Source organism: Pseudomonas sp. 3MA1, from assembly GCF_029237275.1.
GTDB classification, from domain to species: Bacteria; Pseudomonadota; Gammaproteobacteria; order Pseudomonadales; family Pseudomonadaceae; genus Aquipseudomonas; species Aquipseudomonas fluorescens_AP.
Genome location: NZ_JAACFX010000004.1, coordinates 205,307 through 228,915, shown reverse-complemented (window position 1 = coordinate 228,915; position 23,609 = coordinate 205,307). Strand labels below are relative to the sequence as shown.

The following is a 23,609-nucleotide window of genomic DNA, read 5'->3' as shown; positions in this document are numbered from 1 at the left end:
CCGTCCATGAGTCGCAAGCAGCAATTGCTCAAGCGCCACCGGCGCAACAAACGAATCGTCCTGTTGGCGGGGCTGGTCCTGTTGCTGCTGGTGGGGGTGCTGGTGGCCTGGTGGTTGCCGCTGCTGTTGGCGGTGCTTGGCTGGCTGGCTCATGAAGCCTGGTTTGCCGATCACTTGTTCTATTCGCCCAAGGATGACTACTGCTACGACTTCGGCAGTGAAGCCCGGCAGATCGCGGTGCGCCTGGAAGCGGGACGTCTGTTGCTGGATCCGGCGCCCGAGTTAGGCGCGGATGAAACCCTGATCCTCGGAGTGCAGGTCAAGAGCTCCTGGATCGGACGTTTTCTCGACCCGGCGATTGAAGTGCTGGGTGGTCCGAGCGCTGATCGCCAGGCCTTCGAGCGTGGGGTCAATGGGCTGCGCTATCTCAACCTCAGTGGTCTGGCCGGTCCTCTGGTTCGTGGCGAGCTGCAACTGCGTGGGCGCTTTTGCCGGATCCAGGTCCAGCCTCGCTTGCTGGCTTGGCGCGACCCCGACTACCGGCGTCAGCGGGTGATGGTAATCGCACCCCATGCCGATGATGCCGAACTGGCCGCTTTCGGCTTGTACAGCCAGGCTGACGAAGCCTGGATCGTGACCCTGACAGCGGGTGAAATCGAGGCCGAGCATTATCAGGCCATGGGCATGAGCCCGGTCGAGGCGGCGCGCATCAAGGGCCGCCTGCGGGCCTGGGACAGTATCGCCGTGCCTCGCTGGGCCGGTGTGCCTGAGGCTCACTGCGTGCAGCTTGGGTATTTCTGCCTGCAACTGCCGGCCATGCAGGCCGATCCGCAGCAGCCGGTGGCCTCGCGCGAAGCGCAGTTGAGCGATATCCGCCTGTTCCGTCAGTTCAATCCATTTCCCTTGCCTGCCGACCGTGACGGCCTGCCGACCTGGGACAACCTGCTGGCGGATCTGCGGGCGCTGTTGCTCAAGGCCCGGCCTGAAGTGCTAGTGCTGCCGCACCCGTCACTGGACCCCCATCCTGACCACATCTGTGCCCAGGCGGCAGTGATGCAAGCGCTTGAGGGGTTGGAGTGGCAGCCGACCACCGTGCTCGGCTACGCCAATCACCTGCATGACAACGACCGCTGGCCCATGGGCGATTCTGGAGCGGGCGTTGCCTTGCCTCCGCTCTTTGATGCGGCTACCGCCTTGCGTCCGTGGTGCTTGTCGCTGTCCCAGGCCGAGCAGTTTGACAAGGCCATGGCGCTGGGGATGATGCATGACTTGCAACCACCGGCGCCTTTCAAACGGCGTGTGCGACGCTGCCTGCAGCGTTGGTTGGCCGGTCGTTCAGGATCGACCTACGGTGAAAACGAGTTTTTCCGCAAGGCGGTTCGCAGGCATGAGTTGTTCTGGCGTTTGTGAGTTGCTGCTTTAAAACTGCCTTGTGCCAAGACAACAGGGCAATGTCGATTTTTTCTCGGACTGCTCAGCGTCGAAAGGAAGATGATGAAGGTTTTATTTCTGGTGCAGAAAGAACAACGAGCCATTCTGGATCGTTTGTACGAAGGCGTTGCCGAGAATTGTGAATGCGATGTGCGCTGGCTGAGCAGCGACGAGCAACGCAACTTGCGTCGTTACTTCCGGCGGGAGGTCGATGTTTCCCGTTATGACCGCATCATCTTCTTCCTGCGCTTCAAGCAGGAGATACGCCAGGTCGGGTTCATTCGCACTGTGCCCAACCTGGTGATTCTCGAGCACGATGCTTACCAGAATTACATTCCCTGCAAGTACACGGGCAAGTTCAGCGCCCATTACCGTCGCTTGCCTTGGGCGCGGGTGATCAGTTCAGGGCATATGGTGACCGAGCGCTTGCGCGAGGAAGGTTTCGACGCGGTGTTCGTACCCAAGGGCTACGATCAGGCGCTGTTGCAGGCGCAAGGGCGTGAGCGGGATATCGAACTGGCCTTTGTCGGCAGTACCAACAGCGTTGCCTACAGCGGTCGCAAGGCATTGCTGGATGAACTGGCGCGGGTTGAGCCGCTGGTGGTTACGCGAACCAAGTCGGGTGAAGAGTACTGCGCGACCCTCAACCGGATTCGTTTTTTCGTCAGTGCCGATGTGGGTATGGGCGAGTACATGATCAAGAATTTTGAAGCGATGGCTTGTGGTTGTGTGTTGTTGGCCTTCGATCAGGGGGCTGCCGAGAATGCAGCCTTGGGTTTCAAAGACATGGTCAATGTTGTGCTCTACAAGGACATCCCTCAGCTGCAGGAGAAGCTGGCCCACTTGCGCATGAATCCGTTACTGGCGGCGGATATCGCTCGTAACGGACAGGAACTTGCGGTCAATCAGTTCAGTTTCGCTCAGATCGGCCGGCGTATTGTTGATGCGCTCCAGCCGCCCTTGAGAGCTCGTGCTCCCTTAAGTCTGGTGGAGAGATTGCGGTTGCGACTGGGTGTTTGATATCGACTTGTCGGGAATGCTTAGTGGCTTTTTGATACTGTTCAGGTCGGGATTCAGTTCTTTGATCGAAGGCCAACCTGGCATCACTGAATTGCAAATGGCGGGCTTGCGAAACCACGTATCAAGGTCTTTTTTCAATGAGCATTCTTAACATCATGTGGGCCGGTGGCTCTGCTTTTGCTTCGGTGCAGAAGGTACATCAACAGATACTTTCTCGCGTTGAGGGCTGTGCTTCGATCAACACTTGGCTGCTCCAGGGAAGTGCGGGTATTGGCGATTTCCAGGGCAACCAAGTCGTTGAGTGGAACCTTTCTGCTGATCAGCTCAAGGAGCGACGCATCTGGAAGTTGCTGGCTCCCTTTATGCGTGCGCGTTTCAAGAAGGCTCTGCCGAAAGACTTGGAAGTGGTGCTTCTGGATGGCATCGGTGTGGCGCGAGCGTTGCTGCCGGCACTCAGGACTGTGCCAGGGGTGCGTGCTGTGGTCATTTTTCATGGCACCACTCGCCTGCGCGGGAGTGATCGAAAGCTGTTTGCGAGGTTCTCGGACTCTGAATTGACGCTGGTAGCTGTGTCGAACACTCTCGCCCAATCTCTTGAGTGTGATTCGCGCCGGCCTGTAGCTGTCTTGCGCAGCGCCTACGACCCGGTCGCTTTTCGTGCCGCGTCACTGTCTCGTGAGCAGGCTCGAGCTCGCTTGGGGGTGCCATCAGGAGCCTCACCGGTGCTGGGCGCGGTAGGCCGCTTGGTGAGTGGCAAGGGCTTTGCGTGTTTGCTGGAGGCTTTTGCTGCTGCGGCGGTGCATCGACCCGATGCGCGTTTGGTCATCGTCGGCGAGGGGTCCGAGCGGCCTGCCCTTGAGGCCGTTATCGAGCGTTTGGGCTTGCGTGGCAAAGTTTCCCTCCCTGGTCATCTGCCGGAGGCGGCAGCGCTTTACCGAGCGTTTGACTGGGTAGCCATTCCATCGCTGGACGAGGGGCTGGGCTTGATCTTGCAAGAGGCGGTGATCTCGGGAGTTCCGGTGCTCACCAGTGATCTTGCGGTATTCCGGGAACAGTTGGCTGAGTCAGGCTGGTATGCGCCGCCGGACGATGTAGGTGCCTGGAGCAACCTCATGGAGCGTGCATTTTCAGCGTCGGCTGAGGTGATCCTCGACGGTCAGTCTCGGGCACTGGCGCCGGAACAGGCTTGGACCGATTTCACTGAAACCTCGCGGCGGCTGTTTTCATGCCGGTAACAGCGCTTGTTCCAGTGATTGCATTGGAAAGCGTTCGTTCAGCTCTTCGCGCGCAATATAGCGGGCAAAGTGCTGCAAGTTACGCTTGATCAACCTGGGGGGGAGGGGGGCACGCAAGAAACGCATATCGGCGACATCAATGAGCCCCATTTCATTGTCCGGCGTGACCACGATATTGCCCAAGTGTAATGAGCGGAAGTAGATGCCGGCCGCGTGCAATCGACGAATCAGTGCCACGAGTGGCTCGAGGTTTTGTTGCCAGTTAAAGTCTTTTTGGCTGGCCATTTGACGCAGCGTCTGCCCGGGTAGTGGTCGATAAAGCACCGCCGTCATGCCGGGGGCACTTAGTTCGAAGAACTTGAGGACGGTCAAGGTGGGTATTCCACGCTTGCGCAACTCCGCCGCGTTGTCGATGAAGCGCTTGGAGTAGGGGTGAAACAACGCTGAAGAAAAAAGGCGTTTGCGGCGAAACAGTTTGAGGATGTCTCCGTCTGCCAGCAGGTAGACTTTGGGACCGTAGCTGTCGGCTTCCAATATTCTGGCGCCTTCAGTCATTGAAGTTAGAGCGGCTTGGGAAAGCCTTGAACATTGCATTGTCGGAGCCTTCTCGGGGGCGCGGGTACAGTGGTCGGTAATGATGCCGAAAGTTTTGGGTTTTAACCATGCCGGGTAGGGTGGTTGGCCGTGATGAGGAGTAAGGAATGCAAGCAAATCGTTGGGCGCAGGGATGGATGGTTGGTGGACTGTTATGGTTTTTACTGGCTATTGCATTTGCGCCGACCAACAAGATTTATCAGCAGGGCCTGGTGCTCTTTCTCTGGTTGCCGGCCTTGGTTTTTGCCTGGCCTGCCCGTGATCGGCTCAAGGAAGTCTGGCGGTCGCAGCCTTGGATCTGCCTGATGATCCTGTTATTGGCGGTCTGGGGCGGCATCAGTTTGTTCTGGACCAACGCAGAAGATCCTTCCCGTGAGGCCAAGCGCCTGCTTTATATCGGCGTCTTCCTGCTATTCTTCCCAGTGTTTGCCAATGCTCGACCCGAGCGGGTCATTCGAGTCATGCAATGGGGCGGTTTCGGACTGGCATTGTCGTCGCTGATTGCAGTGATCAAATTCTATGGCGTTGAAGGACATCCCTGGTATGCCCGCCTTGAAGGGTTGGGCCAGCTTTCTCATCCGATTCTCGGTGCCTACGTCATTGGTTTGGCCGCGGTGTGGATGCTGCACTGGGTGCCTCGCGGTCGTTGGATGCAGGTGGCTTGGTTGCTGGCGATGGGGCTGCTCGCGCTCTTTGTGGTGCTGAGCCAAAGCAGAGGCGCCGCTCTGGCACTGCTTCTGAGCATCGTGGCTATGCCTATCTGGTGTCGTGACCGGCGCAGTACCTTGATTGCAGCGGCGGCGGTTGTCACTGCGTTGGCGGTATTCTGGGCAATGGAATCTCTGGTCTTGTCCCGTGGCGTTTCCTATCGCCCTCAGATTTTCATGGCAGCCTTGCACATGATTGCTGAGCGGCCTTGGGGCGGCTTGGGATTGGGGGGCGATTACAAGGTCTTTGCCGATAACCTCTATTTCGATCACTCTCACAACCTGTTCACCCATGTGGCCATCGAACTCGGTCTGCCGGGCCTGCTGCTGTGGTGTGGGCTGTGGTTCGGAGTGCTATGGCAAGCGTGGAAGGCGCGTGATACCCAATATGGCAAGGGCCTCATCGGGATATGGGTGTTCTCATTTCTGGCGATGCAGTTTGATGCGGCGAGCCTGACAGGCACGCCTCGGGCCGAGTGGTTCATCTCCTGGTTTCCAATTGCATTGGCCAGCGTTTTGGTCTGGGCTCGGGCCAAGCCCGAGGCTTGTGATAAAATTCGCCGTTCTACCTAACCAGTGAGCCCGATGATGAGTGACGCACCGCCCAAAGCGGAACAGGATTCCAGCCTGAAAATTTATTTCCGGCTGCTGGGCTATGTACGGCCGTACCTTGGCATGTTTCTGTTGAGTATCGTGGGCTTCGTGATTTTTGCGTCTACCCAGCCGATGCTCGCGGGAATCCTCAAATACTTCGTTGATGGCTTGAGCAATCCCGATGTGGTGTTCTTCCCCAATGTGCCGTATCTGAGAGACCTGAAGTTGCTGATGGCCGTTCCGCTGCTGATCGTCCTGATCGCCGCGTGGCAAGGTTTGGGATCTTTTCTGGGCAACTACTACCTGGCCAAGGTTTCCTTGGGGTTGGTCCACGACCTGCGTATCGAACTGTTCAACAAGCTTTTAGTTCTGCCCAATCGCTATTTTGATACTCATAGTTCTGGGCACCTGATTTCCCGTATCACTTTCAACGTGACTATGGTCACGGGGGCGGCCACCGACGCGATCAAAGTGGTCATTCGCGAAGGCCTGACAGTGGTGTTTCTGTTTGGTTATCTGTTGTGGATGAACTGGAAACTGACGCTGGTGATGCTGGCGATCCTGCCAGTAATTGCCCTGATGGTTGGCAGTACCAGCAAGAAGTTTCGCAAACAGAGCAAAAAGATTCAGGTCGCCATGGGCGATGTGACCCATGTTGCTTCGGAAGCGATCCAGGGTTATCGAGTGGTGCGCAGTTTCGGTGGTGAAGGCTATGAGCAGCGGCGCTTTGCTGCGGCTAGCCAGAGCAACACTGAAAAACAATTGCGCATGACCAAGACTGGCGCTGTTTACACCCCCATGTTGCAACTGGTGATTTACTCCGCCATGGCCGCACTGATGTTTCTGGTGTTGTTCTTGCGGGGCGATGCAACAGCCGGTGATCTGGTGGCCTATATCACTGCTGCCGGTTTGCTGCCTAAACCGATTCGGCAGTTGTCGGAAGTCAGCTCAACTATTCAAAAGGGTGTTGCTGGTGCCGAAAGTATCTTCGAGCAACTGGATGTTGAGCCTGAAGTCGATAGCGGAACGGTCGAGCGAGATCGCATCAGTGGTCGCCTTGAAGTTCGCAACTTGAGCTTCACGTATCCGGAGACCGGGCGTGAGGTTCTCAAGAACATTACCTTCAGTGCCGAGCCAGGGCAGATGATTGCCTTGGTTGGACGCTCTGGTAGTGGTAAATCGACTTTGGCCAGCCTGATTCCGCGTTTTTACCATCATGAAACCGGAGAAATACTGCTCGACGACGTTGAGGTCGAGGACTATCGGCTGCGTAACTTGCGCCGACACGTGGCTCAAGTGACACAGCATGTGACCTTGTTCAACGATACCGTTGCCAACAACATTGCATACGGGGACCTGGCAGGTGCGCCGCGTGCGGATATCGAGAAGGCTGCCCAAGACGCCTATGCGATGGACTTCATTGCCGAGCTGCCTCTCGGCCTGGATACCGAAGTCGGAGAGAACGGCGTGCTCCTTTCGGGTGGTCAGCGTCAGCGCTTGGCCATAGCCCGGGCGTTGCTGAAGAATGCGCCGTTGCTGATTCTTGATGAGGCGACGTCGGCACTGGACACCGAGTCGGAGCGGCATATTCAGGCGGCGTTGGACAAGGTCATGAAAGGGCGTACCACTCTGGTTATCGCTCACCGGTTGTCCACCATCGAGAAGGCTGACCTGATCCTGGTGATGGACCACGGCGAAATTGTCGAGCGTGGTACTCACGTCGAGCTACTGGCCATGGGCGGCTACTACTCGCGGCTGCATGCCATGGGGCTGGACGCGCCGGCTGAGGCCGATATCGTCTGATATTCCGGGGCGCGCAATGCGCCCGGGCTTTTGTATCAATGCCCTTACAAGGTTGACCAAAGCTAAATAATTCCTTCTCCAGCGTTTGTTATGTTGGCCCTCTCGATTCGAATGATGAACGAGAGGGCTAACCTTCTTGCGTGGGTAATGGGATGTTGCAACGTCTGTTGTGGAAACTGCTTCCTAAGAATCAAAGGGCTTTTTTGCTGGGACGTTTGTCTGTGGTTGATCGGCAGGCTGTGAACAAGTCCTTGTCCGCGGTCATTACGCTTCCAACAAGTTTTGTGACGCATAAGTGCGTGTTCATCCATGTGCCCAAATGCGGTGGCAGTAGCCTGTGTTCTGCCTTTCTAGATGGCCGGTGGCCAGGGCATTTACCGTATTACTGGTATCAGCAGCAGTTCCCCGAACACTGCGCGCGCAGTTTCAAGTTCGCCTTCGTCCGCGACCCCTTGGAGCGGGCTTACTCGGCATACGCTTACTTGCGTGGCAATAACATGAGTCGGCGTGACCAGGAAGCTCAGGCCCTGGTGACCAGCTACCGAGACTTCGACGATTTCGTTGCGCAGTGGTTGCACCCGGATAACCTGCGTCGTCAGCTGCACTTTGCGCCTCAGACGGATTTTCTCGTTGATCATTTGGGCCGGATGTCCATGGATTTTCTAGGACGGCACGAGCATTTTGAGCGAGACTTTCGCCATCTATGCGAGCGACTCGCAGTGGACACATTATTGCCACATCTGAATGTTTCCCTTGAGCGTCGAAATGAGCCAGTCAGGGAGTTTTGCTCCTTGCGCACGCGGCGCTTGGTCAGGCGTGCTTATCAGCGTGATTATGAGGTCCTGGGTTATGAGTAACTCTTCAGTATTTCCAGTCTCTAAGGGGCTTGCTCCCCCTATCCGCCCCTTTTCCCTATCGTTGTCAGTGGTTGCCCGTTCTGCGTTGAAACATCAGCAGCCTTGTTGTCTGTGGCTGACGGGGCTGTCGGGTGCCGGAAAGTCAACGTTGGCCAATGCGTTGGAGATCAAACTCAATGAGCAGGGTCGCCATACGTTTGTGCTAGACGGTGACAACCTGCGTACTGGGTTATGCAGCGATTTGGGTATGGGCAACGAGGCGCGCAAAGAGAATATTCGTCGTATTGGCGAGGTAGCGCGCTTGATGGTCGAAGCCGGATTGATTGTGATCGTCTCGGCAATTTCGCCTTTTAGTGCTGATCGGGCGACTGCCAGGGCGCTGTTTGGTCCTGGGCAGTTCTTTGAGGTCTATGTCAGCACGCCGTTTGATGTGTGCGCCCGACGCGATCCCAAGGGCTTGTATCAAGCTGCGCTGCAAGGGGCAATCAAGGATTTCACCGGGCTGGACAGTCCTTACGAAGCGCCAGAGCAGGCAGATTGCGAGATCAATACCGATGAAATCGAATTGTCCGATGCGGTGCAGTTTGTTTTGAGTCGGGTGTTCAAAAAATGATCAGGTAAAGTGCGTGATACATCCCGCGTAAAGCTCTCAAACGAGACGGCGCCAACCCTGTGTTAATATCGCGCCCCTGTTCATTTTGTATGTGGGATGCTCCATGAAGTTGTCCATGCCGCGATTCGATCAAGCCCCTGTCTTGGTGGTCGGCGATGTCATGCTCGACCGTTACTGGCATGGTGGTACCTCACGGATTTCCCCTGAGGCGCCGGTGCCGGTGGTCAAGGTCGAGCAAATCGAGGACCGCCCGGGTGGTGCCGCTAACGTTGCCCTGAACATTGCCGCTCTGGGCGCTCCGGCGTCTCTGGTGGGGGTGACCGGTGACGATGAGGCTGCCGACAGTCTAGCCAACAGCTTGAAAGGCGCAGGTGTACGGGCGCTGTTTCAGCGCATCGCTCATCAGCCGACCATCGTCAAGTTGCGGGTCATGAGCCGTCACCAGCAGTTGCTGCGTATCGATTTCGAAGAGCCCTTCGCCACTGACGCTCTGGCCCTGGCGGCCGAGGTCGATGCCCTGCTCGATGGGATCAAGGTGTTGGTGCTGTCCGACTACGGCAAGGGCGCGCTGCGTAACCATCAGGTGCTGATCGCGGCGGCGCGGGCGCGGGGCATTCCGGTGCTGGCCGACCCCAAGGGCAAGGATTTTTCCATCTATCGCGGCGCCAGCCTGATCACGCCGAATCTCAGCGAGTTCGAAACCATCGTCGGCGGCTGTGCCGATGAGCACGAGTTGGTGAGCAAGGGCGCCAAGCTGATGCACGATCTGGAGCTGGGAGCGCTGCTGGTGACCCGTGGCGAGCACGGCATGACCCTGCTGCGTCCGGAGCATCCACCCCTGCATCTGCCGGCTCGTGCCCGTGAAGTGTTCGATGTCACCGGTGCCGGGGATACGGTGATCTCTACCCTGGCCGCTGCCATTGCCGCCGGTGAAGAGCTGCCCCATGCGGTGGGCCTGGCCAATCTGGCAGCGGGCATCGTGGTCGGCAAGCTGGGGACGGCGGCTATCAGTGCCCCGGAATTGCGTCGGGCGATCCAGCGCGAGGAAGGTTCCGAGCGTGGGGTCCTGAGTCTCGATCAGTTGTTGCTGGCGATTGATGACGCCCGGGCGCACAACGAGAAGATTGTCTTCACCAATGGCTGCTTCGATATCCTCCACGCCGGGCACGTGACCTACCTGGAACAGGCTCGGGCCCAGGGTGATCGGCTGATCGTGGCGATCAACGATGATGCCTCGGTCAGCCGCCTCAAGGGGCCCGGACGTCCGATCAACAGTGTCGACCGGCGCATGGCGGTGCTGGCGGGATTGGGCGCCGTGGACTGGGTGATCAGCTTCCCTGAAGGCACTCCGGAAAACCTGTTGACCCAGGTGCGGCCGGATGTGCTGGTCAAGGGCGGGGACTATGGCATCGATCAGGTGGTGGGCGCCGATATCGTCACGGCGTATGGTGGCACGGTGAGGGTGCTGGGGCTGGTCGAGAACAGCTCGACCACCGCCATCGTCGAGAAGATCCGCAAGACCGACAAGGCCGAGTAACGGCCACCGCGGAAAAAAGGCGCCTGCTCAAGGCGCCTTTTTTTGGCCTCAGCCCTGGCGCCTGGCCTTGGCCGGAACCATCTTGCCAAGGATCTGCCGGGCCTTGCCGGTCAGGCGTGAGAGTTTCGAGTCCTTTGCAGGTTCACTCAGGCCCCGCTGCCTGAGCCAGTCCTTCCAGCGAATCCGCTCCTCGCGCACCACCCAGCCTTCCTGCTGGGCGAAGCTTTCTGCCAGGTACAGGCCACGGGTGCTCGCCGGGTACAGCTGGTCCTTCTTCAGGGTGTAGAGCTCGGCGCAGGGTTCGCCGTTCTCCAGGGGCATCAGGTACAGGTCCGGGCGCTTGCGGTCGAGCCGGGCCACCAGTTGATCGCCCTCCAGGCGTTCATCGACGTGGAACAGGCTCAGGGACTTGGCTTCCTTGGGCACCTCCAGGCGCAGGTCGTAGATCAGCTGCAGCGATGCGGTGGGCAGGTGCACATAGGCCTGGGGACGCTCGAGCAGTTGCAGGTTGGCGCAACGCACCGGACGCGCCGCGCCGGACAGTGGCGTCAGGCGAAAGGGCAGGGCCTCGCGGTAGTGCAGGGCACCGGCATAGGGCGCGGGCAACCAGGTGTCGTTGAAGCGTCCGCCGAGCCAGCCTTCGGGGGTCTCCAGCAGGCATTCCTCGGCGATTTCCTGGATGGCGGTAAGCAGCGGCAGGTTCAGCTCGTGAGCCGGCACGTAGCCGGAGATCAGCTTGAGCACCACGTCGCCGCGATCCTGGCGGCGCTGGCGTACCAGTACCCAGTAATCGCGGTTCTGCCAATGCAGGGTCAGGCGCACCGAGACCCCGAGATTGGCCAGCTCCAGGGCGAAACGCTGGTTGTCGGCCACGGTCACCGCGCGCCGGCGCTGCAGGGTCTGGGCGAAGTTCAGCGGCATGCCGACGCTCTGGTAGCACAGGCTTTCGGGAGTCGCCTCGACGAACAGTGGCAGGGTCTTGAAGTTGCTGGGGTTCTTTCTAATCAGCGGTCGCGACATTGCGGCTCCTTCTTGCGTCGGGGTCGGCCGCGTCGGCGGCATCAGTTCTGGCCTGGGGGCTGTTCCCGTTTGACACGCAACCCGAAGGGACGGGGCGGCCTGACACTAAACGCGAACGGACCCTAGAACCTGTGCCACGGTCGCCACGTTATGGGCCAGGTGCAGCGGATTGATGGTCCCGACAATAGCACTGGCGACACCGGGCCGGTCAAACAGCAATTCGAAGCTGGCCCGCACCGGATCGGTGCCCGGGCTCAGGCACACGTGGCCGCTGGCCAGGGCCTTCTTCACCAGGATGCCCTTGTGCTGGGCGGCGGCGTAATCAATGACCGCTCGCTCGGCCTGTTCGTTCAGATTGTAGGTAACCATGGCGCAATCGCCTTGCTCCAGAGCCTTCAAACCGCCGTCGACAGTCTTGCCGGAGAAGCCGAAGCCGCGGATCTTGCCCTCCTGCTTGAGCTGCGCCAGGGTCTGGTAGACCTCGCACTGTTCGAGGATCGCCAGGTCGTTGCCGTCGGAATGCACCAGCACCAGGTCGATGAAGTCGGTTTCCAGGCGTTGCAGGCTGCGTTCCACGGACAGTCGAGTGTGGGCGGCGCTGAAATCGTGGCGGGACACGCCGTCGGCAAACTCCTCGCCGACCTTGCTGACGATCACCCATTCCTGGCGCTGGCCCCGCAGCAGCGGGCCCAGGCGTTCTTCGCTGCGGCCATAGGCCGGAGCGGTGTCGATCAGGTTGATGCCCAGGTCGCGGGTCAGCTTGAGCAGCATGCGCGCTTCCTGGTCGTCGGGGATCTGGAAACCGTTGGGGTATTTCACGCCCTGGTCACGGCCCAGCTTGACCGTGCCCAGGCCCAGAGGTGAAACCATCAGTCCGGTGCTGCCGAAGGGACGATGCAGGTCGTGCAGGGTTGGCTGGCTCATGGCAGCAGTTGCTCCCAGGCCGTTTGCGCCAGCGGCGGCTTGGGCAGGTCGGGGAGTGCCTGGTTGTGGCCGGGGCGAATGCCATCGCGCTCCAGGGCCGCCAGGACCCTGTCGGCGAAGTCCGGCGCCAGGGCCAGCTTGGTCGGCCAGCCCACCAGCAGGCGATCCTGTTCGGCGAGGAAGGCGTTGTCCGGGCGGGTCAGGCCTGATTGCGCAGGTTCGGCGCGCTCCACTCGCAAGGTGGCCCATTGCGCCTGGCTCAGGTCGACCCAGGGCAGCAGCTGGCCCAGTTCCTTCTGGGCCGCAGCGATTTGCGCCGCCGGTTCCCGGGCCACGCCCTCGGCTTCGGCCAGATCGCCCCCCAGGTACCAGACCCACTGGCCATCGGCGGCCGGATGGGTGGTGACGGTGATCCGCGGCTTGGGGCCGCCGCCCAGGCAATGGGCATACAGTGGTTTCAGGCTTGGCCCCTTGACCAGCACCATGTGCAGTGGGCGTCGTTGCATCGCCGGCTGGCTCAGGCCGACCGCCTGGAGCAGCTCGGCATTGCCGGCACCGGCGCTGAGGACGATGCGCTGTGCGCGAATCTCCCGCTCGTCGACCCGCAGGCCTGCCAGCTGACCGCTCTCCAGCAGTGGCTCGATCTTCTGCCCGGCCAGCAGGCTATCGCCGCCCAGCTCCGCCAGACGCTGGATGACGCTGGGCACATCCACCACCAGCTCGGCCAGCCGGTAGACCTTGCCCTTGAAGCGCTTGTCTTGCAGGGCCGGCGGCAACTGCTCGCCCTTGACCTGATCGACCCGGCCGCGCACGGCCTTGCTGGCAAAGAAGCTGGTGAGGTTGCCGGCCAGGGTGCCGGGGGACCAGAGATAGTGAGCGTCGGACAGCAGGCGCACGCCGGACAGGTCCAGCTCGCCGCTGCCGGCCAGGGCCTCGCGCCAGCGCCGCGGCATGTCGGCAATGGCTTCCGAGGCGCCGGTGAGGGCGCCGTGCAGGGCGTATTTGGCGCCGCCGTGAATGATCCCCTGGGACTTCACGCTCTGTCCGCCACCGAGGCTGGCGCTTTCCACCAGGACCGTGGAAAAGCCCTGGCGCCGCAGGCGGGCGTTGAGCCAGAGACCGGCGACGCCTGCGCCGACAATCAGCACATCGGTGGAAATAGCGGATGGCATGCAGCGACCTCGGTAAACAAAACGAAGCCGCAAGTTTCAAGCCTCAAGCCTCAAGCTGCAAGCATGGCACTCACTCTTGCCACTTGAAGCTTGTCGCTTGAGGCGGCTTTTCAATGTCCGGCGGTTTTCGAGAACAGCTGGATCACCACCACGCCGAGGACGATCAGCGCCATGCCCAGCATCGCCGGGATATCCAGCTTCTGGCCGTACAGGAACAGCGCGGCAATGCTGACCATGACGATGCCCATGCCGGCCCACACCGCATAGGCCACGCCCACCGGGACGGTACGCACCACCAGGGTCAGCATCCAGAAGGCCACGCCGTAGCCGACGATGATCAGCGCCAGGGGCAGCGGTGTGCTCAGGCCCTTGACCGCTTTCATTGAAACAGTGGCAATCACTTCTGCGCAGATGGCGATGGCCAGGTAGTAGTAAGCGTTCATGGGAGGGTTCCTCGTGTTCGGGGCTGCTTTCTGAGGTCGGCATTCTAGAGGCTGCTCAGATGCGGTAAAGTCATTACCTATCTGCTATGGAGATAGGTTGCACTATGAACATGCAATGGAACCTGGAGCAGTTGCGGCTGTTCGTCAGTGTCGCCGAGCTGCGTTCGTTCTCGGCGGTGGCCCGCCAGCAACGCAAGGCGCAATCGGCCATCAGCAACGCCATCGTTCTGCTGGAGGAGGACCTGGGGGTCAGCCTGTTCGAGCGTAGCAGCGGGCGTCAGCCCAAGCTCAGCGAAGCCGGCAGTGCCTTGTTGCAGGAGGCGCGGGAGATTCTGCGCCAGTGCGATCGCCTCAATGGCCGGGCCCTGGCCCTGATGCGGGGCCAGGAGGCGCGGTTGCGCCTGGCCCAGGACGAGGCGATGCCCTACCAGCCGGTGCTCGACAGCCTGGAAGCCCTGGCCGAGCGTTTTCCCAGCCTGGAAGTGCAACTGGCCAGCGGCGCCCAGGGTGATGTGGCGCGCAAGCTGGTGGAGCGCCGGGCCGACCTGGGGTTGCTGTTCCACCATGAGCAGATGCCCGAAACCCTGGAACGTCAGGCCCTGGGCAGCGTCGAAATGGTCACTGTCTGTGCCGTGGGGCATCCGCTGGCCCATGAACGGCGGGTCAACCGCCAGCTCCTGGCCCGGCACCGGCAGTTGCTGATCGCCCCGCAACTCAGTGGTTATCCGGGGGGTGAGCAGGTCAGCCCCCAAGTCTGGCGGGCGGACAGCTTCTATGTGATGGCCGAATGGCTGATGCGCGGCCTGGGCTGGGCCTGGTTGCCGCGGCATGTGGTGCAGTACCCGACCTATCAGCATCAGATGGTGGAGCTGGTCAGCGAATGGACACCGCCGGCGCTGGTGGTGGAACTGGCCTGGCGCCGCGACGAGCCCTTGGGGCCGGCAGCGTGCTGGCTGGCGGAACGTTTTGCCGTGCACCTGAAGGCGATCGGCTAAAAAACCGATAAACTCCGCCGCCATGAATAGAACTCTCTACACCGCACTGTTTTACCTGGGGCTGCCATTGGTAGCGATTCGCCTGTGGCTGCGTTCGCGCAAGGCCCCGGCTTATGCCAAGCGCATTGGCGAGCGTTTCTCCCTGGGCTTGCCGGCCATGCGCACTGGCGGCATCTGGGTGCATGCGGTGTCCGTGGGCGAGAGCATCGCCGCCGCGCCAATGATCCGGGCGCTGTTGGCCCGTCATCCGCAACTGCCGATCACCGTGACCTGCATGACCCCCACCGGCTCCGAGCGGATCCAGGCGCTGTTCGCCCATGAGCCGCGCATCCAGCATTGCTACCTGCCTTACGATCTGCCCTGCGCCGCGGCGCGCTTTCTCGACCGGGTGCAGCCCAAGCTGGCGGTGATCATGGAAACCGAGCTGTGGCCCAACCACATCGACCAGTGCGCCCGGCGCGGGATTCCGGTGGCCCTGGCCAATGCCCGCCTGTCCGCGCGTTCGGCCAAGGGCTATGGGCGCTTTGCCGGCCTGACGGCGCCGATGCTGGCGCAGATGAGCCTGTTCGCGGTGCAGACCGAGGCCGAGGCCCAGCGTTTCCGGGAACTGGGCGCACGTCCCGAGACAGTGGAAGTGACAGGCTCGATCAAGTTCGACCTGAGCATCGACCCGCAACTGCTGGAGCGTGCCCGGGAGCTGCGCCAGCAGTGGCAGGCCATGGATCGTCCGGTATGGATCGCCGCCAGTACCCACGAGGGTGAAGACGCCGTGGTGCTCGATGCCCATCGGCAACTGCTGGCCAGTTACCCGAATGCCTTGCTGATCCTGGTGCCACGGCATCCGGAACGCTTCGACTCGGTGTTCGAGCTGTGTCGGCAACAGGGCTTCGCCACCATTCGCCGCTCCGCCGGGGAGCCGGTGGGCGCCACCACCTCGGTGTTGCTGGGGGACACCATGGGCGAGTTGCTGTTCCTCTACGCCCTGGCCGACAGCGCCTTTGTCGGTGGCAGCCTGGTGGCCAACGGCGGGCACAATCTGCTGGAACCGGCGGCGCTGGCCAAGCCGGTGATCAGCGGGCCGCACCTGTTCAACTTCCTGGAAATCGCCGCGATGCTGCGCGAGGCCGGGGCCCTGCAGGAGGTGGATGACGCCGAGGGGCTGGCGGTGGCGGTGCAGCGCCTGTTCGAGTTGCCCCGGGATGCGCAGAAGATGGCCGAGGCCGGGCTCAAGGTGCTCAAGGCCAATCAGGGCGCCTTGCAGCGGCTGCTGGATGGCCTTGATCGCCTCTTGAACAGGCACTGATCGTCGTTCTGTGGCGGTTGCCGTAAAGGGCGTTTGTCACAACAGGCTCACCATGAAAAAGGCCACCTGCAAAGGTGGCCTTTTTCATGGCTTCAGGCTTCAGGGACGAGCCTTGAGCTGCTCCTGTGCGGCCTTGGCCAGGTCCGGCGGCAGGAAGTCGCGGTCCGGGTTGTAGTCGGCCTTGAGGTAGCGCGACAGGTCCTGCAGGTCACCGGGGTTGAGGGTGCCGGCGGCCTGCTTCAGGCGCAGGTTGTCGAGGATGTAGTCGTAGCGGCTGTTGTTGTAGTTGCGCACCGAGGTGTACAGCTGACGTTGCGCATCCAGCACGTCGACGATATTGCGGGTGCCCACCTGATAGCCGATTTCCGTGGCTTCCACCGCGCTCTGGTTGGAGATGATCGACTGGCGCCGGGCCTGGACCTGCTCGACATCGGTGTTCACCGCGCGATGCAGGTTGCGGGTGTTTTCCACCACCTGGCGACGCAGGGACTCGCGCTGCTGCTCGGTCTGGCTCAGGCGCGAATAGGACTCGCGGACCTGGGAACTGGTCAGGCCGCCGCTGTAGATCGGGATGTTCAGTTGCAGACCGATGGAGCGTTGCTCGACATCGCTGCCATAGCGCGTCAACGGGTTGGGGTTGCTGAAGCCCAGGGCGTCGTTGTCGCCTTTCTTGTACTGCGCCACGGCGTCCAGGGTCGGGGCGTGCCCGGCCTTGCGCTGCTTGAGGGTTTCTTCGGCGGCGCTGACCGCGTAGTTGCTGGCCAGTAGGTTGAGGTTCTGCCGGGCGGCGGTGTCGACCCAGGCCTTGGCGTCGTTGGGTGTCGGTGCCAGCACCGGCAGGGTGTGGACAATGCCCTGGATCGAGTTGTACTCGCGGTTGGTCAGGGTGATCAGCGCTTCGAAGGCGTCATCCACCTGGCGCTGGGCGAGGATCCGGTTGGCCCGGGCGGTGTCGTAGCTGGCCTGGGCCTGGAGGACGTCGGTCTTGTCCGACAGACCCACGTCGAAGCGCTCGTTGGACTGGTCCAGTTGACGCTTGAAGGCGGCTTCCTCGGCCTTGGTCGAGGCCAGGTTGTCCTGGGCGCGCAATACCGCGAAGTAGTTTTCCGCGCTTTGCAGGATCAGGTTCTGTTCGGTGGCCGAGAGCTGCAGCGAGGCCTGCTCGTTGATGTCCTTGGCGGCCTGCAGCTGGAACCAGCGGTCGGCGCGGAACAGCGGCTGGGCCAGGGTCGCCTGGTAGACGTTGCCGCTGCGGGTCGAGGCCATGGAAGGCTCATCGAATTTGGTGCGGGTGTTGTTGATGTCCGCCCCCGCCGAGAGGTTGGGCAGCAGGCCGGCGCGGGCCTGGGGCACCACTTCCTTCTGGGCGCCGTACTGGGCGCGGGCGGCCGCCAGATCGGCGTTGTTGTCCAGCGCTTCCTGGTAGACGCTGACCAGGTCGGTCCTGGTGGTCAAAGGCGCTTCTGCTGCCCAGGCCATTCCATTGGACGCACAAGACACGGCAACAGCCAGTGAGAGTTTGCGCAGCATTCGGCGATCCCTAGAGTTGATATTACGGAGATAATCCAGGCGCCAAGGCTAAGGCGCGGTCCATGGAGCGTCAAGGTTCGACATAGGGCTGGGAGTGTAGAGCTGCTGACCTATGGCAACAATCCTGCAATTACGCCATTCATCCTGCTTATTGCACCGGTGTTGGCGTTCTGTCCCGGCTTTGTCTAGACTGGCCCGGTTCTTGTCGGGGTGCCTTGCTATGAGGCTGAGATCGGATAATCCGGATCCCGTTGAACCTGATCAGGTTAGCGCCTGCGTAGGGAACAAGATTTCTCGTCACCCGGCGAGTCCTCTTGTGCTTCGTCCGGGATGTTGTTCGACAATCGAACACCCCCTCGAGTACCAAGCACTGCACTCACTAGTTGCTTAGACAGGGTGCGTCCGTCCGTTACAGGTTCGCTCCGACAACAATCCACTGCCTGGATGCTGTCTGGAGAGCCCGTGATGACGACAAAACTAAAAAACGCTAGCAACCTCAGTGAGTCGGCCCAAGTCGACCAACAATCGGTTCAGCCCTTTACCCGCTCGCAAAAAATCTATGTCCAGGGTTCGCGCCCGGACATCCGCGTGCCCATGCGCGAAATCACCCTGGACGTGACCCCCACCGATTTCGGTGGCGAGATCAACGCCCCGGTGACCGTGTACGACACCTCCGGCCCCTACACCGATCCGAACGTGGTGATCGATGTGCGCAAGGGCCTGGGCGACGTGCGTTCGGCGTGGATCGAAGACCGTGGCGACACCGAGCGCCTGCCCGGCCTGAGCTCCAACTTCGGCCAGCAGCGCCTGGCGGATCCGGAGCTGACCAAGCTGCGTTTCGCCCACGTCAACAACCCGCGCCGGGCCAAGGCCGGGGCCAACGTCAGCCAGATGCACTACGCCCGCAAAGGCATCATCACCGCGGAGATGGAATACGTCGCCATCCGCGAAAACATGAAGCTGCAGGAAGCCCGCGCCGCCGGCCTGCTGAACCAGCAACACGCCGGCCACAGCTTCGGCGCCAGCATCCCCAAGGAAATCACCCCGGAGTTCGTCCGCGAGGAAATCGCCCGCGGTCGCGCGATCATTCCGGCCAACATCAACCACGTCGAACTGGAACCGATGATCATCGGCCGCAACTTCCTGGTGAAGATCAACGGCAACATCGGCAACAGCGCCCTGGGCTCCTCGATCGAGGAAGAAGTGGCGAAACTGACCTGGGGCATCCGCTGGGGTTCGGACACGGTGATGGACCTGTCCACCGGCAAGCACATTCATGAAACCCGCGAGTGGATCATCCGCAACTCGCCGGTGCCGATCGGCACCGTACCGATCTACCAGGCCCTGGAAAAGGTCAACGGCGTGGCCGAGGACCTGACCTGGGAGCTGTTCCGCGACACCCTGATCGAACAGGCCGAGCAGGGCGTGGACTATTTCACCATCCACGCCGGCGTGTTGCTGCGCTATGTGCCGCTGACCGCCAAGCGCGTGACCGGCATCGTCTCCCGCGGCGGTTCGATCATGGCCAAATGGTGCCTGGCGCACCACAAGGAGAACTTCCTCTACACCCACTTCGACGAAATCTGCGAAATCATGAAGGCCTACGACGTCAGCTTCTCCCTGGGAGATGGCCTGCGTCCGGGGTCGATTGCCGACGCCAACGACGAAGCCCAGTTCGGCGAGCTGGAAACCCTCGGCGAGCTGACCAAGATCGCCTGGAAGCACGACGTGCAGTGCATGATCGAAGGCCCCGGCCACGTGCCGATGCAGTTGATCAAGGAGAACATGGACAAGCAGCTGGAATGCTGCGACGAGGCGCCGTTCTACACCCTCGGCCCGCTGACCACCGACATCGCTCCGGGCTACGACCACATCACTTCCGGTATCGGTGCGGCGATGATCGGCTGGTTCGGTTGCGCCATGCTCTGCTACGTCACGCCCAAGGAGCACCTGGGCCTGCCGAACAAGGATGACGTGAAGACCGGGATCATCACCTACAAGATCGCCGCCCACGCTGCCGACCTGGCCAAAGGTCACCCCGGCGCGCAGATCCGTGACAACGCCCTGTCCAAGGCGCGTTTCGAATTCCGCTGGGAAGACCAGTTCAACCTCGGCCTGGATCCGGACACCGCGCGTTCGTACCACGACGAAACCCTGCCCAAGGATTCGGCCAAGGTGGCGCATTTCTGCTCCATGTGCGGGCCGAAGTTCTGCTCGATGAAGATCACCCAGGAAGTGCGCGAATACGCGGCCAACCAGCGCATCGACGCGGTCGATGTGGACGTCGCCAAGGGCCTGGCGGAGCAGGCTGAGCGCTTCAAGCAGGAAGGCAGCCAGCTGTACAAGAAGGTCTAAGCCATGAGCTGCAAGCTGCAAGCTGCAAGCGGAAAGCAAAGGCCGAAGTGCTTTTTCTTGACGCTTGAGGCTTGCAGCTTGCTCCTGTTCTTATTGAGATATGTCCCTTGAGCAGTCCAAGTACCTATTCCCCCAATCTGGCGGTCCCCGCCGACCGGCGTGTGTTTGGCGCCCGGGACCTGTTTTCCCTGTGGTTCTCCCTCGGCATCGGTTTGATGGTGCTGCAGACCGGTGCGCTGTTGGCGCCGGGCCTGGGGCTGTCCCATGCGTTGCTGGCGATCCTGCTTGGCACCGCGGTGGGCGTTCTGCTGCTGGCGGCGGTGGGGGTGATCGGCAGCGACACCGGCCTGTCGTCGATGGCCGCGCTCAAGCTCAGCCTGGGCCGGCGTGGTGCCAGTTTGCCGGCGTTGCTCAACCTGCTGCAGTTGGTGGGCTGGGGTTCGTTTGAAATCATCGTCATGCGCGATGCCGCGAGCCTTTTGGGCACCCGGGCCTTCGGTGACGGCAGCCTGTTGGCCAACCCGCTGCTCTGGACCCTGTTTTTCGGCGCCCTGGCAACCTTGCTGGCGGTCAGTGGCCCCTTGACCTTTGTCCGCCGGATCCTGCGCAAGTGGGGCATCTGGCTATTGCTCGCGGCGTGCCTGTGGCTGACCTGGAACCTGTTCGCCCGGGCCGACCTGGCGGCACTCAAGGCTCAGGCTGGCGACGGCTCGATGCCCTTCGCCGCAGGCTTCGACATCGCCATCGCCATGCCCTTGTCGTGGTTGCCGCTGATCGCCGATTACTCGCGGTTCGGCAAACGCGCCAAGAGCGTGTTCGGCGGCACGGCCCTGGGTTTTTTCATCGGCAATTTCTGGCTGATGAGCCTGGGCGTCGCCTACACCCTGGCCTTTGCCCCGAGCGGTGAAGCCAATGCCTTGCTCCTGGCGCTGGCCGGCGCGGGCCTTGGAATCCCGTTGTTGCTGATCCTGCTCGACGAGTCGGAGAACGCCTTTGCCGACATCCACTCGGCGGCGGTTTCCAGTGGCATTCTGCTGCGCCTCAAGGTCGAGCACCTGGCCCTGGCCATCGGTGTGCTCTGCACCCTGATCGCCTGCCTGGCGCCGCTGGCCCAGTACCAGAATTTCCTGCTGCTGATCGGCTCGGTGTTCGCGCCCTTGTTTGGCGTGGTGCTGGTGGATCACTTCATTCTGCGTCGACGCTCCGGGCACGATTCGCTGTCAGCCTGGCGCTGGACCGCGCTGTTGGCCTGGCTGGGTGGGGTGAGCACCTATCACCTGCTGGCCAACCTGTATCCGGATGTCGGGGCTACCCTGCCGTCGCTGCTGCTGGCAGGGCTGCTGCAGTGGCTGTTGGGCCGGGTTTTCAATTACTGCCAGGAAACAGCTCGGGCTTGAGCACGCCCTTGAGGCGGTCGTAGGGAATCTGCAATTCGATATGGCCCAGCACCGAGGGCGCGATGGTGCTGACGTCGTACTTGAGGGTCACGGCTTTCTGGGTCAGCGCCACGTTGGCGGTTTTCTGGAACGGCCAGGTCTTGATGAATTCGGCTTCGCGATCCAGGTGGGTGCTGATCAGCCAGTTGTTGTGGGCGACCCGCGCGGCCTTCCAGAACATCTCTTCCTGGCCGGGCAGCAGCATGTCCGCCAGGCTCAGCGCCCGCTGCTGCTGGCGCGAATAGTTGACGAAGCCCCGTCCCGGGGTGCCGTTGGCGGCGCCGGTGTCCAGGTAGCTGGCCAGTTCGATGATCACCAGGCCGTCATGCTGCTCGCGTACCTTAGATTGCAGGTACATGCCGTGGCGGTCCGCCGCGCTGCGCAGGAACTGTTCACGGTAGGCCGCCAGGCTGGCCGGCAGCGCTGCTTCGGGGCTGGTGCGGGTCATTTGCAGCAGGCGTTTTTCGACGATGGCATCCAGTTGCGGCTCGGCGGGAAAGTGCACGGTGTCGAGGTTGACCAGCGGACAGTCGGCGCCGCTGCAGCCTGGCTTGAGCTGCTCGGACTTCTCGCGCTTGGTTTCCAGCGGGGTGTTGTAGCTTGGCTGAAACAGGCTTTGACAGGCGCCCAGGGTCAGGGCGATACAGGCCACGGAGGCGATTTTGACAAGCGACATGGGCGTCCTTCATAAACCAGGGGGAGGCAAAAGTTACCGGCTTCGACTGTCTGCGAGGCAGTCGGTTCGCCACTAAGCTCAATACAGGCAATTAGATTAGGTTTAGCCCCCCGCCGTCTATCCCGCTGAGGCTAAAGGGGCTGCATCGGCGACGGCGGGCGCGTTAGGATGGCGCGAAGTCGAGGGGGATCCTCGGGATGAACAGGCTGTACACGAGGATTGCTATGACTGACTTTGCCAACTCCACGCCGAGTGCCGTCGAGATCATCCGGCGCGAGAACTGCTTCCAGGGTTTCTACCGGCTCGATCGCCTGCAACTGCGTCATGAGCTGTTCGCCGGTGGCATGGGGCGTGAAATCAATCGTGAAGTCCTGCTGCGTCACGATGCGGTCTGCGTACTGCCGTACGATCCGCAGCGCGATGAGGTGGTGCTGATCGAACAGTTTCGCATCGGCGCCATGGGCAAGGCCGCCACGCCCTGGCTGGTGGAACTGGTGGCCGGGTTGATCGACAAGGACGAGCAGCCTGAAGAAGTGGCGCGTCGCGAGGCGCAGGAAGAAGCGGGCCTGGAGATCTCGGCGTTGTGGCCGATGACCCAGTACTTCCCGTCGCCAGGGGGTAGCACCGAGTTCGTCCATCTGTTCCTGGGGCGTTGCGACAGCAGTGCCGCTGGCGGGTTGCACGGGCTGGAGGAAGAGGCGGAGGACATCCGGGTGTCGGTGATGGCCTATGAAGATGCGCAGCAGGCCATGCGCGACGGGCGGATCTGCAATGCCGCCAGCATCATTGCCTTGCAGTGGTTGGCGCTCAATCGCGCTGAAGTGAGGGGGTTATGGTCGTAAACAAGGTACGCGACCGCTATCGGGTGGATCTCGCGGGGCTGCAAGCTTCCTGCGAGGCCAACTACGCCCGACTGATGCGCCTGCTGCCCGATATGCGCAACCAGCCTGTGGCGCGGCGCATCGCCGTGACCCAGGGCGAGCAGATGCTCGGTGTACTGGCCCTGGAAGTGGTGCTGGCCTGCCCATACACCACCACCTTGCAGGTGCGCCAGGAGCACAGCCTGCCCTGGCTGCCGGTGCCGCAGCTGGAGGTGCAGGTCTATCACGACGCGCGCATGGCGGAGGTCATCAGTGCCGAGCATGCGCGGCGGTTTCGCAGCATCTATCCCTATCCGAATGCCTTCATGCACCAGCCGGACGAGAAGGCCCAGTTGAATGTTTTTCTGGGCGAGTGGCTGAGCCACTGCCTGGCCTGTGGGCACGAGTTCGAAGCGGTGCGCTAGATGTGAACTGGGTCCGCTTCCCAGGTTTCCTCTTTTTCACTTCCCCCAGCATAATTACCGCCTTCATCATGCTTTGTGC

At 61.4% G+C, this 23,609-nt stretch carries 21 protein-coding genes and 1 riboswitch; of the genes, 14 read left to right on the top strand and 7 right to left on the bottom strand.

Annotated features, from left to right (window positions below; genetic code table 11):
• Window positions 1-6: 6 nt before the first annotated feature.
• The 3 genes from GWQ44_RS13630 to GWQ44_RS13620 all read left to right on the top strand — a co-directional run bounded on the left by GWQ44_RS13630 (window position 7) and on the right by GWQ44_RS13620 (window position 3,686).
• Window positions 7-1,410 carry a PIG-L family deacetylase gene (locus tag GWQ44_RS13630; RefSeq protein WP_275927555.1) on the top strand — a complete coding sequence of 468 codons (1,404 nt, stop codon included), beginning with the start codon at window positions 7-9 and terminating at the stop codon, window positions 1,408-1,410.
• An 84-nt stretch (window positions 1,411-1,494) separates the two neighbouring features.
• Window positions 1,495-2,451, top strand: coding sequence for a glycosyltransferase (locus GWQ44_RS13625; protein ID WP_047301288.1), 957 nt, complete (start codon window positions 1,495-1,497; stop codon window positions 2,449-2,451).
• Window positions 2,452-2,588: 137 nt separating this feature from the next.
• Entirely contained in the window at window positions 2,589-3,686 is a 1,098-nt protein-coding gene (locus tag GWQ44_RS13620) for a glycosyltransferase (RefSeq protein ID WP_275927554.1), read from the top strand.
• Here the strand turns inward: GWQ44_RS13620 and GWQ44_RS13615 are convergent.
• Window positions 3,675-4,241, bottom strand: coding sequence for a lipopolysaccharide kinase InaA family protein (locus GWQ44_RS13615; protein ID WP_275927553.1), 567 nt, complete (start codon window positions 4,239-4,241; stop codon window positions 3,675-3,677). The two genes, GWQ44_RS13620 and GWQ44_RS13615, sit on opposite strands and share 12 nt — an antisense overlap.
• Window positions 4,242-4,387: 146 nt before the next feature.
• Here GWQ44_RS13615 and GWQ44_RS13610 point away from each other — a divergent pair, with 146 nt between their 5' ends.
• From GWQ44_RS13610 to hldE, 5 genes are all read left to right on the top strand, one after another.
• Complete coding sequence (locus tag GWQ44_RS13610; RefSeq protein ID WP_275927552.1) at window positions 4,388-5,560, top strand: O-antigen ligase family protein; 1,173 nt, start codon at window positions 4,388-4,390, stop codon at window positions 5,558-5,560.
• Window positions 5,561-5,575: 15 nt separating this feature from the next.
• The gene (msbA, locus tag GWQ44_RS13605) at window positions 5,576-7,384 is read left to right on the top strand and encodes a lipid A export permease/ATP-binding protein MsbA (RefSeq protein ID WP_016968293.1); all 1,809 of its coding nucleotides are present in this window, start codon (window positions 5,576-5,578) and stop codon (window positions 7,382-7,384) included.
• Window positions 7,385-7,536: 152 nt separating this feature from the next.
• On the top strand, window positions 7,537-8,241 hold the full coding sequence (locus GWQ44_RS13600) for a sulfotransferase family 2 domain-containing protein (protein ID WP_016968292.1): 705 nt from the start codon (window positions 7,537-7,539) through the stop codon (window positions 8,239-8,241).
• Window positions 8,234-8,854: an adenylyl-sulfate kinase gene (cysC, locus tag GWQ44_RS13595; RefSeq protein ID WP_275927551.1), complete on the top strand. Its 621-nt coding sequence runs from the start codon at window positions 8,234-8,236 to the stop codon at window positions 8,852-8,854. Before GWQ44_RS13600 ends, cysC begins: the two co-directional genes overlap by 8 nt.
• Before the next feature lie 103 nt (window positions 8,855-8,957).
• Entirely contained in the window at window positions 8,958-10,391 is a 1,434-nt protein-coding gene (gene hldE, locus GWQ44_RS13590; protein WP_275927550.1) for a bifunctional D-glycero-beta-D-manno-heptose-7-phosphate kinase/D-glycero-beta-D-manno-heptose 1-phosphate adenylyltransferase HldE, read from the top strand.
• Window positions 10,392-10,439: 48 nt separating this feature from the next.
• Here the strand turns inward: hldE and GWQ44_RS13585 are convergent, their stop codons facing one another.
• The 4 genes from GWQ44_RS13585 to GWQ44_RS13570 all read right to left on the bottom strand — a co-directional run bounded on the left by GWQ44_RS13585 (window position 10,440) and on the right by GWQ44_RS13570 (window position 13,950).
• Window positions 10,440-11,411: a metal ABC transporter ATPase gene (locus GWQ44_RS13585; protein WP_275927549.1), complete on the bottom strand. Its 972-nt coding sequence runs from the start codon at window positions 11,409-11,411 to the stop codon at window positions 10,440-10,442.
• Window positions 11,412-11,516: 105 nt separating this feature from the next.
• Complete coding sequence (locus tag GWQ44_RS13580; protein WP_016968288.1) at window positions 11,517-12,335, bottom strand: aldo/keto reductase; 819 nt, start codon at window positions 12,333-12,335, stop codon at window positions 11,517-11,519.
• Entirely contained in the window at window positions 12,332-13,507 is a 1,176-nt protein-coding gene (locus GWQ44_RS13575; protein ID WP_016968287.1) for an FAD-dependent oxidoreductase, read from the bottom strand. The genes GWQ44_RS13580 and GWQ44_RS13575 overlap by 4 nt, the downstream gene beginning before the upstream one ends.
• Window positions 13,508-13,617: 110 nt before the next feature.
• Entirely contained in the window at window positions 13,618-13,950 is a 333-nt protein-coding gene (locus tag GWQ44_RS13570; RefSeq protein ID WP_011058907.1) for a multidrug efflux SMR transporter, read from the bottom strand.
• Window positions 13,951-14,060: 110 nt separating this feature from the next.
• On the opposite strand from GWQ44_RS13570, the gene GWQ44_RS13565 reads away from it, so the two are divergent.
• Window positions 14,061-14,945, top strand: a complete 885-nt coding sequence (locus GWQ44_RS13565; protein ID WP_275927714.1) for a LysR family transcriptional regulator — start codon at window positions 14,061-14,063, stop codon at window positions 14,943-14,945.
• 22 nt (window positions 14,946-14,967) lie between these two features.
• Complete coding sequence (waaA, locus tag GWQ44_RS13560; RefSeq protein ID WP_103739480.1) at window positions 14,968-16,248, top strand: lipid IV(A) 3-deoxy-D-manno-octulosonic acid transferase; 1,281 nt, start codon at window positions 14,968-14,970, stop codon at window positions 16,246-16,248.
• 99 nt (window positions 16,249-16,347) lie between these two features.
• On the opposite strand, the gene GWQ44_RS13555 is transcribed toward waaA, so the two are convergent.
• Window positions 16,348-17,778 carry a TolC family outer membrane protein gene (locus tag GWQ44_RS13555; protein ID WP_016964919.1) on the bottom strand — a complete coding sequence of 477 codons (1,431 nt, stop codon included), beginning with the start codon at window positions 17,776-17,778 and terminating at the stop codon, window positions 16,348-16,350.
• A 196-nt stretch (window positions 17,779-17,974) separates the two neighbouring features.
• Window positions 17,975-18,079, top strand: a riboswitch (TPP riboswitch).
• A 164-nt stretch (window positions 18,080-18,243) separates the two neighbouring features.
• Here GWQ44_RS13555 and thiC point away from each other — a divergent pair.
• Together thiC and cytX are read left to right on the top strand one after the other, a co-directional pair.
• Complete coding sequence (gene thiC, locus GWQ44_RS13550) at window positions 18,244-20,133, top strand: phosphomethylpyrimidine synthase ThiC (RefSeq protein WP_016964918.1); 1,890 nt, start codon at window positions 18,244-18,246, stop codon at window positions 20,131-20,133.
• Between the two features lie 107 nt (window positions 20,134-20,240).
• Complete coding sequence (gene cytX / locus GWQ44_RS13545) at window positions 20,241-21,530, top strand: putative hydroxymethylpyrimidine transporter CytX (protein ID WP_275927548.1); 1,290 nt, start codon at window positions 20,241-20,243, stop codon at window positions 21,528-21,530.
• Here the strand turns inward: cytX and GWQ44_RS13540 are convergent.
• Window positions 21,499-22,245: an RsiV family protein gene (locus GWQ44_RS13540; RefSeq protein ID WP_275927547.1), complete on the bottom strand. Its 747-nt coding sequence runs from the start codon at window positions 22,243-22,245 to the stop codon at window positions 21,499-21,501. The genes cytX and GWQ44_RS13540 overlap by 32 nt on opposite strands.
• 224 nt (window positions 22,246-22,469) lie before the next feature.
• Here GWQ44_RS13540 and GWQ44_RS13535 point away from each other — a divergent pair, with 224 nt between their 5' ends.
• Window positions 22,470-23,087: an NUDIX domain-containing protein gene (locus GWQ44_RS13535; protein WP_047301310.1), complete on the top strand. Its 618-nt coding sequence runs from the start codon at window positions 22,470-22,472 to the stop codon at window positions 23,085-23,087.
• Window positions 23,078-23,530 (top strand): DUF1249 domain-containing protein, encoded by a 453-nt coding sequence (locus tag GWQ44_RS13530; RefSeq protein WP_016964915.1) that lies wholly within the window; start codon window positions 23,078-23,080, stop codon window positions 23,528-23,530. Before GWQ44_RS13535 ends, GWQ44_RS13530 begins: the two co-directional genes overlap by 10 nt.
• The last annotated feature ends 79 nt before the right edge of the window (window positions 23,531-23,609 follow it).

Excerpts from the sequence above, each read along its gene's own strand:
- GWQ44_RS13630 (WP_275927555.1), top strand. The coding sequence starts at position 7 with ATGAGTCGCAAGCAGCAATTGCTCAAGCGCCACCGGCGCAACAAACGA.
- GWQ44_RS13625 (WP_047301288.1), top strand. The coding sequence starts at position 1,495 with ATGAAGGTTTTATTTCTGGTGCAGAAAGAACAACGAGCCATTCTGGAT.
- GWQ44_RS13620 (WP_275927554.1), top strand. The coding sequence starts at position 2,589 with ATGAGCATTCTTAACATCATGTGGGCCGGTGGCTCTGCTTTTGCTTCG.
- GWQ44_RS13615 (WP_275927553.1), bottom strand. The coding sequence starts at position 4,241 with ATGACTGAAGGCGCCAGAATATTGGAAGCCGACAGCTACGGTCCCAAA.
- GWQ44_RS13610 (WP_275927552.1), top strand. The coding sequence starts at position 4,388 with ATGCAAGCAAATCGTTGGGCGCAGGGATGGATGGTTGGTGGACTGTTA.
- msbA (WP_016968293.1), top strand. The coding sequence starts at position 5,576 with ATGAGTGACGCACCGCCCAAAGCGGAACAGGATTCCAGCCTGAAAATT.
- GWQ44_RS13600 (WP_016968292.1), top strand. The coding sequence starts at position 7,537 with ATGTTGCAACGTCTGTTGTGGAAACTGCTTCCTAAGAATCAAAGGGCT.
- cysC (WP_275927551.1), top strand. The coding sequence starts at position 8,234 with ATGAGTAACTCTTCAGTATTTCCAGTCTCTAAGGGGCTTGCTCCCCCT.
- hldE (WP_275927550.1), top strand. The coding sequence starts at position 8,958 with ATGAAGTTGTCCATGCCGCGATTCGATCAAGCCCCTGTCTTGGTGGTC.
- GWQ44_RS13585 (WP_275927549.1), bottom strand. The coding sequence starts at position 11,411 with ATGTCGCGACCGCTGATTAGAAAGAACCCCAGCAACTTCAAGACCCTG.
- GWQ44_RS13580 (WP_016968288.1), bottom strand. The coding sequence starts at position 12,335 with ATGAGCCAGCCAACCCTGCACGACCTGCATCGTCCCTTCGGCAGCACC.
- GWQ44_RS13575 (WP_016968287.1), bottom strand. The coding sequence starts at position 13,507 with ATGCCATCCGCTATTTCCACCGATGTGCTGATTGTCGGCGCAGGCGTC.
- GWQ44_RS13570 (WP_011058907.1), bottom strand. The coding sequence starts at position 13,950 with ATGAACGCTTACTACTACCTGGCCATCGCCATCTGCGCAGAAGTGATT.
- GWQ44_RS13565 (WP_275927714.1), top strand. The coding sequence starts at position 14,061 with ATGCAATGGAACCTGGAGCAGTTGCGGCTGTTCGTCAGTGTCGCCGAG.
- waaA (WP_103739480.1), top strand. The coding sequence starts at position 14,968 with ATGAATAGAACTCTCTACACCGCACTGTTTTACCTGGGGCTGCCATTG.
- GWQ44_RS13555 (WP_016964919.1), bottom strand. The coding sequence starts at position 17,778 with ATGCTGCGCAAACTCTCACTGGCTGTTGCCGTGTCTTGTGCGTCCAAT.
- thiC (WP_016964918.1), top strand. The coding sequence starts at position 18,244 with ATGACGACAAAACTAAAAAACGCTAGCAACCTCAGTGAGTCGGCCCAA.
- GWQ44_RS13540 (WP_275927547.1), bottom strand. The coding sequence starts at position 22,245 with ATGTCGCTTGTCAAAATCGCCTCCGTGGCCTGTATCGCCCTGACCCTG.
- GWQ44_RS13535 (WP_047301310.1), top strand. The coding sequence starts at position 22,470 with ATGACTGACTTTGCCAACTCCACGCCGAGTGCCGTCGAGATCATCCGG.
- GWQ44_RS13530 (WP_016964915.1), top strand. The coding sequence starts at position 23,078 with ATGGTCGTAAACAAGGTACGCGACCGCTATCGGGTGGATCTCGCGGGG.